Origin of the sequence: Angustibacter sp. Root456 (genome assembly GCF_001426435.1) — a bacterium.
Classification (GTDB): Bacteria; Actinomycetota; Actinomycetes; order Actinomycetales; family Angustibacteraceae; genus Angustibacter.
Genome location: NZ_LMER01000019.1, coordinates 128,829 through 142,177, shown reverse-complemented (window position 1 = coordinate 142,177; position 13,349 = coordinate 128,829). Strand labels below are relative to the sequence as shown.

Sequence of the window (13,349 nt, the reverse complement as noted above, 5' to 3'; positions counted from 1 at the left end):
CAGAAAACGCGCACGGGCCCGCCACCGAGTCGGTGGCGGGCCCGTGCGAGAAGGCCGTGCGACGTCAGCCGTGGACGCGGCCGTACGTGGCGCTGCTGGAGTACACCGCACGCTTCTGGACGTCCTTGCCGGTGCGGGGGGCGTCCCACATCATGCCGTTGCCCGCGTAGATGCCGACGTGGCCGGGCAGGAACACCAGGTCACCCGGCACGGCCTCGCTGCGCGAGATGCGGGTGGTGGCCGCCCGCTGCGCGCTCGAGGTGCGCGGCAGGTCGATACCCACCTGGCGGAAGACGTAGGAGGTGTAACCGGAGCAGTCGAAGCCAGCGGGCGTGGTGCCGCCGTACTGGTAGGGCGTGCCCTCGTAGCGCGCGGCGATCGCCATCACGGCGGCGCCGAACTCCGGCGACCCGGGCGCGCCGGCCTTGATGCTCACCGGAGCGGGCGCGGGCGCGGCAGGCGCGGTGCGCTCGCTGGAGCGGCTGACCCGCTCGGTGGCGCGCTGCAACTTCACGACCGGCTTCGGCTTGGGCTTGGGCTTCGGCTTGGTCGCCACCGCCGTGAAGCCGATCTCGCCGAACGACGGAGCGGCGGCGACGCCGTCCACCAGCGCGGCGGGCACAGCCGACGCCTGCTGGACGCCGTTGGGCGCCTCGGTCGTGGTGGCCGCGGTGTCGACGCTCGCCGGCGCGGCGTGAGCCTGCAGGCCGAGCGAGGCGACCAGACCGCCGGAGACCGCGAGCACCGCGGACGTCTTGGCGACGGCACCGGTCGAGCTGGATGAGGGAGCGAGGAGCGTGGACGCGTGTCGCGCGGGCGCGCGATGGCGCCCGGGGGTACGAGTCGTCACAGTCGTAGAGCCTCTCCGACGCCTTCGAGGTGAGCTGTCGGGTTCGGGTGGAGAGTGTTCACCCGGCCACCGGTGCTGGGCTCGCGCCCTGCTGTGGTGGCTTCACCCCAAGACCGTCACGGATGGCTTCCGCGCCGGTCGGACTACGTGGGTCCCCCGCCTCTGCCAGACGGTGTCGTGCGGTTCCTCGGGATGCGGTGGCAGAGTTCGGCGTCCGCGTCGAGGGCCCTCCGCGGGGACGGTGGGCACGGGCCAAACTACACAGTCCGACCCCGTGCTGTCACGCCCCCGGCGAGTCCGCGTCACCCGGGCGTCACCGAGCCGGTGCCGGGACGGCGAACACGTGCTCGGCGGTGCGGCGATCGACGGCGACCTCGCGCCCGTCGGCGCCCACCACGACCAGCCGGTCGCCGTCACGCCGCACCTGCACCCGCTCGCCCGGCCGCAGCCCCGCCTGGTGCAGCGCGCCGAGCAGCTGCGGGTCGCCCTGGGCCGGCTCGCCGATGCGGTGCACGACGACGTCTGACGCCGTCGCCCCCGCCAGCTCGCCGAGCTGGCGCAGGCCGCCACCCAGGAACTGCTCGCCGCCGTCTGACTCCCCCAGCTCGTCCAGACCCGGGATCGGGTTGCCGTACGGCGACTGGGTGGGGTGGTCGAGGATCTCGAGCAGCTTGCGCTCGACCCGCTCGCTCATGACGTGCTCCCAGCGGCACGCCTCCTCGTGCACGAACTCCCACTCCAGCCCGACGACGTCGACGAGCAGTCGCTCGGCCAGGCGGTGCTTGCGCATCACGCGGGTGGCCTTCTGCCGGCCGTCGTCGGTGAGCTCGAGGTGCCGGTCGCCGGTGACGTGCACCAGGCCGTCACGCTCCATGCGCGCCACCGTCTGCGACACCGTCGGACCGCTGTGCCCGAGGCGCTCGGCGATGCGGGCGCGCATCGGCACGATGCCCTCCTCCTCGAGCTCGAAGATGGTGCGCAGGTACATCTCGGTGGTGTCGATCAGGTCGCTCACGTGCGCTGGGCCTCTCTGGTGGTCGCTCGGGGCGAGCCTACGCGGCGAGCGCGCCACCGCCGCGCCGTGCGGGAGGCGGCCCCCTAGCGTGACGGCGTGCCTGACACCGTGCTGTGGTTCCGGCGCGACCTGCGCCTCGCCGACCACCCTGCGCTGCACGCGGCCGCCCAGGCTGCGGACGGCGGCCGCGTGCTGGCGCTGTTCGTCCTCGACGACCGGCTGCTGAACGCCTCCGGCGCACCGCGCGTCAGGTGGCTGCTGAGGTCGCTGCAGGCGCTGCGGGCGGCCACGGACGGCGCGCTCGTCGTCCGGCACGGCAACCCCGCCAATGTGCTGCCTGACGTCGCGCGCGAGCTGGGTGCGGCGTCGGTGCACGTCACCGCGGACGCCGGCCCCTACGGGCGCGGGCGCGACGAGGCGGTCGAGCGAGCCCTCGAGGTGCCCCTGGTGCGCACCGGCACGCCGTACGCCGTCGGCCCGGGCTCGGTGACCAAGGGCGACGGCACGCCGTACCAGGTGTTCACGCCCTTCTCGAAGGCTTGGACGGCGCACGGCTGGCCGGCCCCGGCCGGCGACCCGCCGCCGGGGCTGCGCTGGGCCCGCACGGTGGACTCCGCCGACCTGCCTGCCGAGCCCGACCTCGACGGCGTCGAGCTGCCGGACGTCGGTGAGCGGGCAGCCCTGCAGCGCTGGCGGGAGTTCCGCGACGACGCCCTCGACCGCTACGCGGACGACCGCGACCGGCCCGACCTCGACGGCACCTCGCAGCTGTCGGCGCACCTGAAGTACGGCGAGATCCACCCGCGCACGCTGCTGGCCGACCTCGCCGGGCGCCGCAGCAAGGGCGCTCAGACCTTCCGCAGCGAGCTGTGCTGGCGCGAGTTCTACGCCGACGTCCTGTGGCACCACCCCGAGAGCGCCCGCGAGTACCTGCGGCCCGAGTACGCGCGGCTGGGCTACGACGAGCCCGGCGACGGTTTCGACGCCTGGCGCGAGGGCCGCACCGGCTATCCCTTCGTCGACGCCGGCATGAGGCAGCTGCGGGCCACCGGGTGGATGCACAACCGGGTGCGCATGGTCACCGCGAGCTTCCTGGTGAAGGACCTGCACGTCGAGTGGCAGCACGGGGCGCGGCACTTCCTGCGCTGGTTGCGCGACGGCGACCTCGCGAGCAACAACCACGGCTGGCAGTGGGTGGCCGGCTCGGGCACGGACGCCGCGCCGTACTTCCGGGTCTTCAACCCGGTGGGCCAGGGGCTGCGCTTCGACCCCGACGGTGCCTACGTGCGGCGCTGGGTGCCCGAGCTCGCGCACCTGCACGGTGCCGCGGCGCACGAGCCGTGGGAGCACGACGACGGCTACGCCCACGACTACCCGCGACGGATCGTCGACCACGCCGAGGAGCGGGCTGAGGCGCTGCGCCGCTACGAGAGCGTGCGCCGCCGCTAGGTCGCTAGGGTCGCTGCGTGAGCACCCTCGTCATCCCTCAGCGTTACAACGGCCCCTCCCGGTCGGGCAACGGCGGCTGGACCTGCGGCGCGTTGGCGCAGCACGTCGTGGCCGGCGAGGGCGAGGCCGTGCAGGTGCGGCTCATGGCGCCCCCGCCGCTCGACGTCGAGCTGGCGGTGACGGGCGACGACCGCGAGGCGACGGCGGCTGACGGCGAGCGGCCGGTGGCGGTCGCCTCGCTCGTGCCGTCGCCGTTCACCGAGGCGGCGGTGGAACCGGTGTCGTGGGACGTCGCCCTCGACGCCCAGTCGCGCTACCGCGGTCTGCACGACCACCCCTTCGCGACCTGCTTCTCGTGCGGCACGGGGCGTCCGGCGTCCGACGGGCTGGCGCTGCGGCCAGGACCGCTCGCCGACCGTCCGGAGGTGACGGCCTGCACGTGGGTGCCCGCTGACGACGTCGCCGGGCCGGACGGGCGCGTGACCACCGAGGTCACGTGGGCGGCGCTCGACTGCCCGGGCGGCTGGTCGGTCGACCTCGCCGGGCGCCCCATGGTGCTCGGCACGATGACGGCTCGGGTCGACGCGCTCTCGCGGGCCGGCGTCCGGCACGTCGTGATGGGCCGGGTGCAGCGCCAGGAGGGCCGCAAGGCCTGGACCGAGACGGCGCTCTACGCCCTCGACCCCGCCCCGCGCCTGCTCGCACGCGCCGCGGCCGTCTGGATCGCCGTCGACCCCGCCACCATCACCCCCTGACCAGCCGTGCCGGCCGCACATCGTGGTGGCGGCGCATCGCCGGTGATGCCCAGCCGCCACGATCGTGAGCCCCACGACGTGCTCGGGGACCCACTTCACGTGATCATCGGGGGACCACCAATCCGCTCGGGGGGTGGCGTCGAAGAAGGGTCGACCACGTGATGCCACGCCTGAAGGGAGTCCTCATGGGCTCGACGCAGCGGCGCTTGGGAGTCGTCCCGGACGACGCCAGGGCCACCGGCGACGCCGCCGACTCCCTGGAGGCGCTGGTGACCCAGGTCGCCCGCGGGGACGAGGCGGCCTTCGAGGTGCTGTTCCGCCGCACGGGCGGCCCGGTGCTGGGCGTTGTGCGGCGCGTCCTGCGCGACCCCGCGCAGTCCGAGGAGGTGGCCCAGGAGGTCATGGTCGAGGTGTGGCGCACCGCGACCCGCTTCGACCCTTCCCGCGGCAGCGCCACCACGTGGATCATGACCATGGCGCACGCCCGCGCCGTCGACCGCGTCCGGTCGGCCCAGGCCGCCCGCGACCGCGACGAGCGGGTGGGGCGCCGCGACACCGTGCGCGAGTACGACGAGGTGGCCGAGGAGGTCGAGGTGCGGCTGGAGCAGCAGGCGGTGCGCAGCTGCCTCGGTGGGCTCACCGAGCTGCAGCGCGAGTCCGTGCAGCTGGCCTACTACGGCGGCTACACCTACCGGGAGGTCGCCGAGCTGCTCGACGTGCCCCTCGGCACGATCAAGACCCGCCTGCGCGACGGTCTGATCCGTCTGCGCGACTGCCTGGGGGTGCCAGCATGACTCGCGACGGCACGACGCACGACCTGCACACCCTCACCGGCGCGTACGCCCTGGACGCCCTCGACGACCCCGAGCGGCGCGAGTTCGAGGCCCACCTCGCCGAGTGCGAGTCGTGCACCGAAGAGGTCCGCGGCCTGCGCGCCACCGGCGCCATGCTCGGGGTGGCCGCGGCCAGCGGCGTGCCGGCGTCGTTCCGGGACTCGGTGATGGAGCAGGTGCGTGCGACGCGTCAGCTCCCGCCCGTCTCGGACGCCGGCACCGTCACCTCGCTGCTCCGGCGCTCGCGCGTGGCGTCCCGCACGTTCCTCGCCGTGGCGGCCGCGCTCGTCGTCGTGGCCGGGAGCCTCGGCGCGGTGGCGGTGCAGCAGCACCGGGAGGCCGTGCGGGTCGAGCAGGCCGCTTCGCAGATGGCGGCCGTGCTCGCCGCGCCGGACGCCCGGCAGATCGACGGCGGCGGTGTGGCCCGCGTGATCGTCGCCCCGTCGGAGGGCAAGGCGGTGTTCGTCGGCCAGAAGCTGCCGGCCACCGACGCCCAGCACGTGCTGCAGCTGTGGGTGATCGACGGCGGTGCGCGCTCGGTGGGCCTGATCCACGGGTCGCAGGCCCTGCTCGCGACCGGTGTCACGCCGGGCGCCAAGCTCGGCGTCACCGTGGAGCCGGCCGGTGGCTCCAAGCAGCCCACGACGGCACCGATCATGACGATGGACCTCGGCGCCTGACGCGGTTCCACAACTGAACCGCAATACCGTTGCACCGCACCACATCCGGACGTACCGTCATGGCACACGGGAAAGGAGGTGGTCCGAGAGGTGATTGATCTACGGACGCGTGAGGTGGCTGCCCGCTAGCCGCCGTCGAAGTCGGACGGGCTCCTTCGATCCCACGACCGCGAACGGTCCCCTCGGGGACGCCGTGGCCAGCGAGATCCAGGCAGTCACCGTTGGCCCGCAGGAGCCGCGCCTCGTCCAGCGCGGCGGTCCCTCACCGAGGGGCAGCCTGCGGGCCTTCACCTGCCCGCGTCAGGGACGCAGCGCGGCGGCCTGGCGGGCGAGGCCCTCGACGACGTCCCAGCGCCCTTCGCGCACGGCGTCCTTCGGCGTGAGCCACGACCCGCCGACGCACGGCACGCTCGGCAGCGCGAGGTACGTCGGTGCGCTGGTCGGGGTGATCCCGCCCGTCGGGCAGAACCGCAGGTGCGGCAACGGCCCGGCGACAGCAGCCAGGTAGTCGCGGCCACCGCTCGGCTCAGCGGGGAAGAACTTCATCGCCGTCAGGCCGCGCTCGGCGAGCGTCATCATCTCGGTGACGGTGCCCGCACCGGCCAGCAGCGGGACGCCGGCCCCGAGCGCCGCGTCGAGCAGGCGCGGCGGCGAGCCCGGGGTGACGAGGAACGACGCCCCCGCCTCGACGGACGCCGTCACCTGGTCAGCGGTGACCACCGTGCCTGCTCCCACGAGCATGTCGGGCACCTCGGCGGCCACGCGCCGGATGGCCTCCAGTCCGGCCGGCGTGCGCAGAGTGATCTCGATGACACCCACACCGCCACGCAGCAGAGCGCCCGCCAGGGGGACGGCGTCGGCGACGTCCTCGATCACCACCACCGGCACGACCGGCGACGTGGTCATGACGTCGTCGACGGTCACGGGACCCACCGTCGGCGCGCTCACGAGGCGCTCCCGAAGGCCGGAACCGCCTGCGGTGCAACCACTGCAGAGGGTGGCGTTCCGAACACGTGCGCCCCTCGATCGGCCGGCCCGACGTTCCCTCGCATCACACCGAACAGCTCACGTCCCGTACCGCGCTCACTCCCCCCCGTCGCGTCAGCCGGCTCACGGGCGGCCAGCTCGTCGGCGTCGACCAGGACGTCGAGCTGCCCGGTGGTGCAGTCGAGCCGCACGACGTCACCGTCGCGCAGCCGCGCGATCGGCCCACCGTGCACGGACTCCGGCGTCACGTGGATCGCAGCGGGCACCGCGCCGGACGCCCCCGACATCCGCCCGTCGGTCACGAGCGCCACGCGGAAGCCGCGCCGCTGCAGCACCGTCAGCGACGGCGTCAGCTGGTGCAGCTCGGGCATGCCGTTGGCCGAAGGCCCCTGCTCGCGCACCACGACGACGACGTCGCGGTCGAGCTCGCGGCGCGAGAACGCCTCCAGCACAGCGGTCTGGTCGGAGAAGACCCGCACCGGCGCCTCCACCACGCGGTGCTCGGGCGCCACCGCCGACACCTTGACCACCGCGTGACCGAGCGACCCGCGCAGCACCCGCAGGCCGCCGTCCGGGGCGAACGGCGCGGACGCCGGGCGCAGCACGTCGAGGTCACCGCTCACGGACGGCGCGTCGTCCCACCGCAGGTCGCCGGCGTCGTCCAGCCACGGCGTTCGGCGGTAGCGCTGCAGACCGTCACCGGCGAGGGTGCGCACGTCGGGGTGCAGCAGCCCCGCGTCGAGCAGCGTGCCGACGAGGAACGGCGTGCCACCCGCGGCGTGGAAGTGGTTCACGTCCGCCGTGCCGCTCGGGTAGAGCCGCGTGCACAGCGGGATCACGCGCGAGAGGTCGTCGAGGTCCTCCCACGTCAGCTCGATACCGGCCGCCGCCGCCATCGCAACGAGGTGGATCGTGTGGTTGGTCGAGCCGCCGGTGGCCAGCAGCGCGACCGCGCCGTTGACCACGACGCGCTCGTCCACGACCTCGCCGATGCCGTACGGCGCGTCGCTGGCTGCGATCTGCGCAACCCGTTGCGTGGCAGCGGAAGTGAGCGCCGCGCGCAGGGGGTCATCGGGCGAGATGAAGGCGGCGCCGGGCAGGTGCAGGCCCATGACGTCCATGAGCAGCTGGTTGGAGTTCGCGGTGCCGTAGAAGGTGCACGTGCCGGGCGAGTGGTACGACGCCACCTCCGCCGCCAGCAGCTCGGTGCGACCCACCGTGCCTTCGGCCGCGGCCCGGCGTACCGCGGCCTTCTCGGCATTCGGGAGCCCGCTCGCCATGGGTCCTGCGGGCACGAAGGCGGTCGGCAGGTGACCGAAGGCCAGCGCCCCGGCCACCATGCCGGGCACGATCTTGTCGCAGACACCGAGCATCAGCGCAGCGTCGAAGACGTCGTGCGACAACGCGATCGCCGTGGCCATGGCGATGACGTCACGGCTGAAGAGGCTGAGCTCCATGCCCGGGCGTCCCTGGGTGACGCCGTCGCACATCGCCGGCACGCCACCGGCCACGCGGGCGACGGCTCCGACGTCCGTGGCGGCCGCCTTGATGTCGCGCGGGTAGGTCTCGTACGGCGCGTGGGCCGAGAGCATGTCGTTGTAGGCCGTGACGATCGCGATGCTCGCGGCCTCGTCGCCGGACAGCGCCGCGCGCTCGCTCGCACCGCACGCCGCGACGGCGTGGGCGAGGTTGCTGCAGCCCAGCGCCGACCGCGGGCGCCCGTGGGCGCGCGCCGCGGCGAGCTGTGCGAGGTAGGCCGAGCGCTGCGGCGCGCTGCGCTCGACGATGCGTTCGGTGACGTCGTGGACCACACGGTGCAGCGGGGTGACGCGTGCCATCAGGCTCCTGTCGTCGTGGCCGGCCGAGATGCGGCGGGCCACGGACGACGACGCTGGCGTCCGCGATGGGTGTGACTCAGGTCACGCTATCGAGGTCCGTGATCGGGGTGCCAAACCTACTCGGGCGTAGTCCCGCCATCCGGACGCCGCCGCTTCCGGCAAAATCCCCGGAATTCGTACGCCTGGCCCGCCCCAGGCGTACGAATTCCCAAGAATTTGCCGGTCACTCAGGCGGGCGGGATGTTCTGGTTGACGTGGAACAGGTTCGTCGGGTCGTAGGCCCGCTTGACCTGCCGCAGCCGGTCGTAGTTCGGCCCGTAGGCCGCCCGCACCCGCTCGGCCCCCTCGTCCTGCAGGAAGTTGACGTAGGCGCCCCCGGCGGACGTCGGGTGAAGCTGCTCCCAGTACGCCTTCGCCCAGCTGGTGATCGCTGGGGCGTTCGCCGGGTCGGGGTCGACGCCGACGATGACCCCGGCCCACCCGCCGCGGCGGTAGGGGAACGCCGTCGCGTCGGCCGCCACGCGCGTGGCCGCACCGTCGATCGGGTACAGGTGCATCGTGGAGTGCCCGGTCGGGAGCTCGGCGCCGTACCGCTCGTGGACCGCGACGGCCTCGTCGCTGACGTGCTCGTAGACGTCGGCGCGCCAGTACCACTGCAGGCCCGCGGGGTAGAGGGCGTCGAAGGCGCTCTGCAGCGCGGGGAACGGCATCGGCTGCACGCCCACCAGCAGCGGCGAGCCGAACTCCCGCACCGGCGCCAGCACCTCGTCGGCGCGCGCCGGGTCGCCGGTGTAGCACCAGACGATGCCGGCGGCCTTGCGCCCGTGCAGCTCCTCCGGGAACGGCGGCGCCGGCGGGATCGTGAGCAGGGCGAACCACCCGCTCAGCTCCTCGGGCAACGTCGGCAGCAGGTCGCGGTACCAGCGCAGGACGTCGCCGGCGTCCTCGAGCGCGTACAGCACCGGCCCACCCACCACCGTGCCGTGGTCGCCGATCGCGTGCGCGCGGAACGTGAACCGCGTGACGACGCCGAAGTTGCCGCCGCCGCCGCGCAGCGCCCAGAACAGGTCCGGGTGCGACTGCGCGTCGGCCGTTACGACCGACCCGTCCGCCAGCACCACCTGCGCCGCGAGCAGGTTGTCGACCGTCATCCCGAAGCGACGCGTCAGGTAGCCGACACCGCCGCCCAGCGTCAGACCGCCGACTCCGGTGCTCGACAGGAACCCGCACGGCACCGCGATGCCGTCCTCGAAGGTCGCGGCGTCGACGTCGTGCCAGGTGCACCCTCCGCCGACGTGCACGACACCTGCCTCGGCGTCCACCGTCACCTCGCGCAGGTCCGCGAGGTCGACGACGAGGGCGCCGTCCGCCACGCCGAGCCCGGCGGCGTTGTGGCCGCCACCACGCACGGCCAGGTCGAGGTCGTGGTGGTCACGAGCGCAGCGCACGCACGCGACGACGTCCTCGACCGAGGCGCAGCGCGCGATGGCCGCCGGACGCCGGTCGATCATCGCGTTGTACACGGCCCGGGCCGCGTCGTAGCCCGCGTCGGAGGGGCGCACGAGCGCGCCGGTGAGGTGCTGGGCCAGGTCGTCCAGCACCGCCTGAGTGGCCTCGCCGGGGGTTCGCTGACGACCGATGCCGGCCGCGACGGTACCTGTCGGGTGAGTGCTCATGGTGGTCCTCCCGCGTCCACCCGGTGGGTCCGGGTGCTTCGCTCGAGGACGCTAGGAACGCAGCGTTCCCTCAGCGTTCGCATCGGCGTTCGGGCCGGCGTTCGGGCCGGTGTTCGGGCCCTCGCCGCGCGCCGCCAGGTCGGCGCGGCACCGCTGCAGCACCGCCAGGCTCCCGTGGGCCGTGGCGAGGCGCTCGACCTCGCGCAGCGCCTCGACGGGCCGCGAACCCGGCAGCAGCGCAGAGCGCCGGCGCAGCACCTCCGGCAGCCACCACAGCTCCTGGCGCGACGCGGCCGCGGCCTGAGCGGCGTCGAGCGCCGCCCGAGCCCCACCGTCGTCGCCGACCCCCGCCCGTCCTTCAGCGAGCAGCGAGAGCCAGAAGGGCATCCGGGCCAGGGCTCCCTGGTGCTGCAGCCGGCGGATGGCGTCCTCCATGGCCGCAACGCCCTCAGGGCCGCCGCGCGCCCATCCGCCCGTCACGAGCGCCCACTCGCGGTAGTAGGCGACCTCGTGGCGACGGCACAGCTCGGTGAGCTCGTTCGCCGTGGCCGTCAGCCGGTCGACGTCGCCGAGCAGCTGGTCGGTGACCGCGGCGTACGCGAGCGCCACCACCACGTCGTAGGGCCGCCCTCCGCGCCGCGCCTCGCGCACGGCGTCGTCGCGCCGCTCGAGCGCCCCGGCGGTGTCGCCGAGCAGCCAGCAGGGATGGGCCGACCAGGCGCGCGCGTGGACCCGTGGCCGCGTCCCCACGACGGTCGAGACCAGGTCGGGGTCGTCGTCCCACGTGCGGTCCAGATGGGCTACCGCCTCCCGAGACCGACCGGCGGTCGCCACCGAGCCACCCAGCGCGAAGCGACCCTGGGTCGCCAGATCCGGCTCGTCCTCGGCCAGGTCGACCGCCCACGTCGCGAGCCGCAGCGCTTCGCCGTGCCGTCCCTGCACGAACCGTGACCCCCACAGGCCCACCACCGAGGCGATGAGCGTGCGCCGCCGGCCGAGCCGCTCGGCGAGCTCGACGAGCCGCTCGGAGTTCTCGACCAGTGGCGGCGCGGCGTAGCCGTACGCGACGTTCAGTGGCTCGCTCATGGCGAAGAGCAGGTCGAGCTCGCGGGCGTCGCGCACCGGACCCTCCGGGAGGGTGCGCAGCAGTCGCCGCGCGCTGCCGTAGTGGGCGACGGCGTCGCGCATCGCCATCAACCCCACCGACCGCTGGGCCGCCGTCACGTAGTGCTCGATGGCTCGCTCCGGCCGGCTCCCCCGCTCGTACAGGTCGGCCAGCTGGACGGCGACGTCGTCCAGCCGCCCGGAGTGCGCCAGCTCCAGGCTCTGCGCGAGGCGCCGGTGCATCAGCCACCGTCGCGGCGGCGACACCAGCGCGTAGGCCTCTTCACGCAGCAGGTCGTGGGAGAAGTCGTATCCGCCGGCGATCTCGACGAGGATCCGCCGGTGCCACAGCTCGTCGACCGCGTCGACGACGACGTCGGCCTCGTGGTCGCTCGCACCGATCAGGAGCTCGAGGTCGAAGTCTCGGCCCACGCACGCAGCCAGCCCCGCGACCTCGCGGGCGACGGCGGAGGCCTCACCGAGTCGGCGGCGCAGGACGCCGCCCAAAGCGTCCCGGCCGGGATCGGACGCGGTGCGCGGCCGGGGCATCGGCGGCCCACCGACCCCCGACCGCGCGGCCTCGACGACGTGGAGGGGGAAGCCGCCGGTGGCGGCGTGCAGCTCCGCGGCCTGGCTCGCCGTCAGCTCGCGACCGGTCAGGTGGCTGCCCAGCCGGGCCACCTGCGGCACGTCCAGGGGTGCGAGGTCGACGACCTCCGCGCTGCCGTCGGCCCGCAGCTCCGCGACCCACGCCGAGTGCTCGCCCTGGCCGGCCAGCTCGCGCGGCCGCACGGTGACGAGCAGGTGCAGCGCCAGGCCGGGTGTGCGGGCGGCCCGCTGCACCAGGAACGTGAGCCAGCTGAGGGTCTCGACGTCGCACCACTGCAGGTCCTCGAGCACCAGCAGCGTGGGGCGCCCGGCGCCGAGGACGACCTGGGCCAGCCCGTCGTAGAACCGGCGGCGGCGCCACCCCTCGCCGCGGCCGAGGACGCCGGCCGAGAGCGTGTCGACGTCCTGCGAGGCAAGCTCGCCCAGACCTTCGGGGTCCGGGGGGACCAGCCGGGCGACCTCACGCCGCGCCGCCACGTCCGCCGACGAGAGCGCCGCCCGCAGGTCGGGGGCGGCCAGCCACTCGGCCACCGGCGCCAGCGGCGGACGCCCCGACCGGGCGAAGCACCTCGCCACGGCCACGGCACCGCCGCCGTCGCGGACGCGGCGAGCCACCTCGAGCGCCAGCCGGGTCTTGCCGACGCCTGCCTCGCCGCTGATGACGGTGACGGCGCCGGGACGGTGGCGGGCGTCGTCCCAGCGCTGCCCGAGCTGGCGCACCTGCTCGGCCCGGCCCACGAGCGGAGCCTCGGCGACCGACGGGCGTCGTCCCTGCGGCCGCTGCGCGGTGCTCTGCGTGCCCCCGGGCCGCTCGCGGTGCAGCGCCGCAGCCGCGGCCACGACCGCCGACCCCGGACCGATCCCGAGCTCACGCTCGAGCACCGACACGCACCGGTGGTACGTCGCCAGCGCAGCCGACCGGTCGCCGGCCGCGGCCTGCAGCTGGATCAGCTGCAGGTAGCCGCCCTCCTCGAGCGGCTCGAGCTGCACCCGCCTGCGGGCGAGCGGAAGGGCCCGCGCCAGGTCGCCCACCTGGGCGTGCGTCTGCGCCAACAGGTCGCACAGGTCGACGCACTGGCGCTGCAGCGCCTCTCGCTCGGCCAGCACCCAGTCGTCGAGGGCTCCGGGCAGCAGCGGCCCGGCGTACGCCGCGAGGGCCAGGTCGGCGTGCCGCACGAGCCCGTCACGGTCTCCGTCACGGCTGGCGCGCGCCGCCGCGGCCGCCTCGCCCAGCAGCACCCGGACGTCGACCCGGCAGGTGGGACGGTCGCGCCAGCACAGGGCCGTGGGTCCGGCGACGAGGGACTCGTCGTCGCCCAGGACGGCGCGCAGGTGGTGCAGCTCTCGGCGCAGGTTCGTGCGCGCCTGGGCCTCTTCGGAGTCGGGCCAGAACAGCGCCGCGAGGTGCGTGCGCGGCTGCGGCGCGCCACCGTGCAGCGCGAGGTAGGCCAGCAGCAGCGCGGTGCGGGTCGCCAGAGCCTCCTCAGTGCCCGGGGCACCGCGGTCGATCCGCTGACCGCCCAGCAGGACGACGTCGAGCACCGCGCACCTCC

Annotated in this window: 10 protein-coding genes and 1 riboswitch; of the genes, 4 read left to right on the top strand and 6 right to left on the bottom strand. The window is 74.6% G+C overall.

Features of this window, described 5'->3' with window-relative positions; all coding sequences use genetic code 11:
* Nucleotides 1-64 precede the first annotated feature (64 nt).
* Entirely contained in the window at nt 65-850 is a 786-nt protein-coding gene (locus tag ASD06_RS14040) for a C40 family peptidase (RefSeq protein WP_082538052.1), read from the bottom strand.
* Nucleotides 851-856: 6 nt separating this feature from the next.
* A riboswitch (cyclic di-AMP (ydaO/yuaA leader) is annotated at nt 857-1,073 on the bottom strand.
* Between the two features lie 90 nt (nt 1,074-1,163).
* Nucleotides 1,164-1,865 carry a metal-dependent transcriptional regulator gene (locus ASD06_RS14035; protein ID WP_056678920.1) on the bottom strand — a complete coding sequence of 234 codons (702 nt, stop codon included), beginning with the start codon at nt 1,863-1,865 and terminating at the stop codon, nt 1,164-1,166.
* Nucleotides 1,866-1,961: 96 nt separating this feature from the next.
* On the opposite strand from ASD06_RS14035, the gene ASD06_RS14030 reads away from it, so the two are divergent.
* From ASD06_RS14030 to ASD06_RS14015, 4 genes are all read left to right on the top strand, one after another.
* Nucleotides 1,962-3,314, top strand: a complete 1,353-nt coding sequence (locus tag ASD06_RS14030; protein ID WP_056678917.1) for a deoxyribodipyrimidine photo-lyase — start codon at nt 1,962-1,964, stop codon at nt 3,312-3,314.
* 17 nt (nt 3,315-3,331) lie between these two features.
* Nucleotides 3,332-4,069, top strand: a complete 738-nt coding sequence (locus tag ASD06_RS14025) for a hypothetical protein (protein ID WP_056678914.1) — start codon at nt 3,332-3,334, stop codon at nt 4,067-4,069.
* Nucleotides 4,070-4,254: 185 nt separating this feature from the next.
* Nucleotides 4,255-4,863 carry an ECF RNA polymerase sigma factor SigK gene (sigK, locus tag ASD06_RS14020; RefSeq protein ID WP_056678911.1) on the top strand — a complete coding sequence of 203 codons (609 nt, stop codon included), beginning with the start codon at nt 4,255-4,257 and terminating at the stop codon, nt 4,861-4,863.
* Entirely contained in the window at nt 4,860-5,582 is a 723-nt protein-coding gene (locus ASD06_RS14015) for an anti-sigma factor domain-containing protein (RefSeq protein WP_056678909.1), read from the top strand. Before sigK ends, ASD06_RS14015 begins: the two co-directional genes overlap by 4 nt.
* Nucleotides 5,583-5,882: 300 nt before the next feature.
* On the opposite strand, the gene eda is transcribed toward ASD06_RS14015, so the two are convergent.
* The 4 genes from eda to ASD06_RS13995 form a co-directional block, all read right to left on the bottom strand.
* On the bottom strand, nt 5,883-6,530 hold the full coding sequence (eda, locus tag ASD06_RS14010; RefSeq protein ID WP_235502349.1) for a bifunctional 4-hydroxy-2-oxoglutarate aldolase/2-dehydro-3-deoxy-phosphogluconate aldolase: 648 nt from the start codon (nt 6,528-6,530) through the stop codon (nt 5,883-5,885).
* Nucleotides 6,527-8,407, bottom strand: a complete 1,881-nt coding sequence (gene edd / locus ASD06_RS14005; RefSeq protein ID WP_056679336.1) for a phosphogluconate dehydratase — start codon at nt 8,405-8,407, stop codon at nt 6,527-6,529. Before edd ends, eda begins: the two co-directional genes overlap by 4 nt.
* A 227-nt stretch (nt 8,408-8,634) precedes the next feature.
* Nucleotides 8,635-10,083, bottom strand: a complete 1,449-nt coding sequence (locus ASD06_RS14000) for an FAD-binding oxidoreductase (RefSeq protein ID WP_082538051.1) — start codon at nt 10,081-10,083, stop codon at nt 8,635-8,637.
* Nucleotides 10,084-10,134: 51 nt separating this feature from the next.
* Entirely contained in the window at nt 10,135-13,338 is a 3,204-nt protein-coding gene (locus tag ASD06_RS13995) for an AAA family ATPase (protein ID WP_056678907.1), read from the bottom strand.
* Nucleotides 13,339-13,349 lie beyond the last annotated feature (11 nt).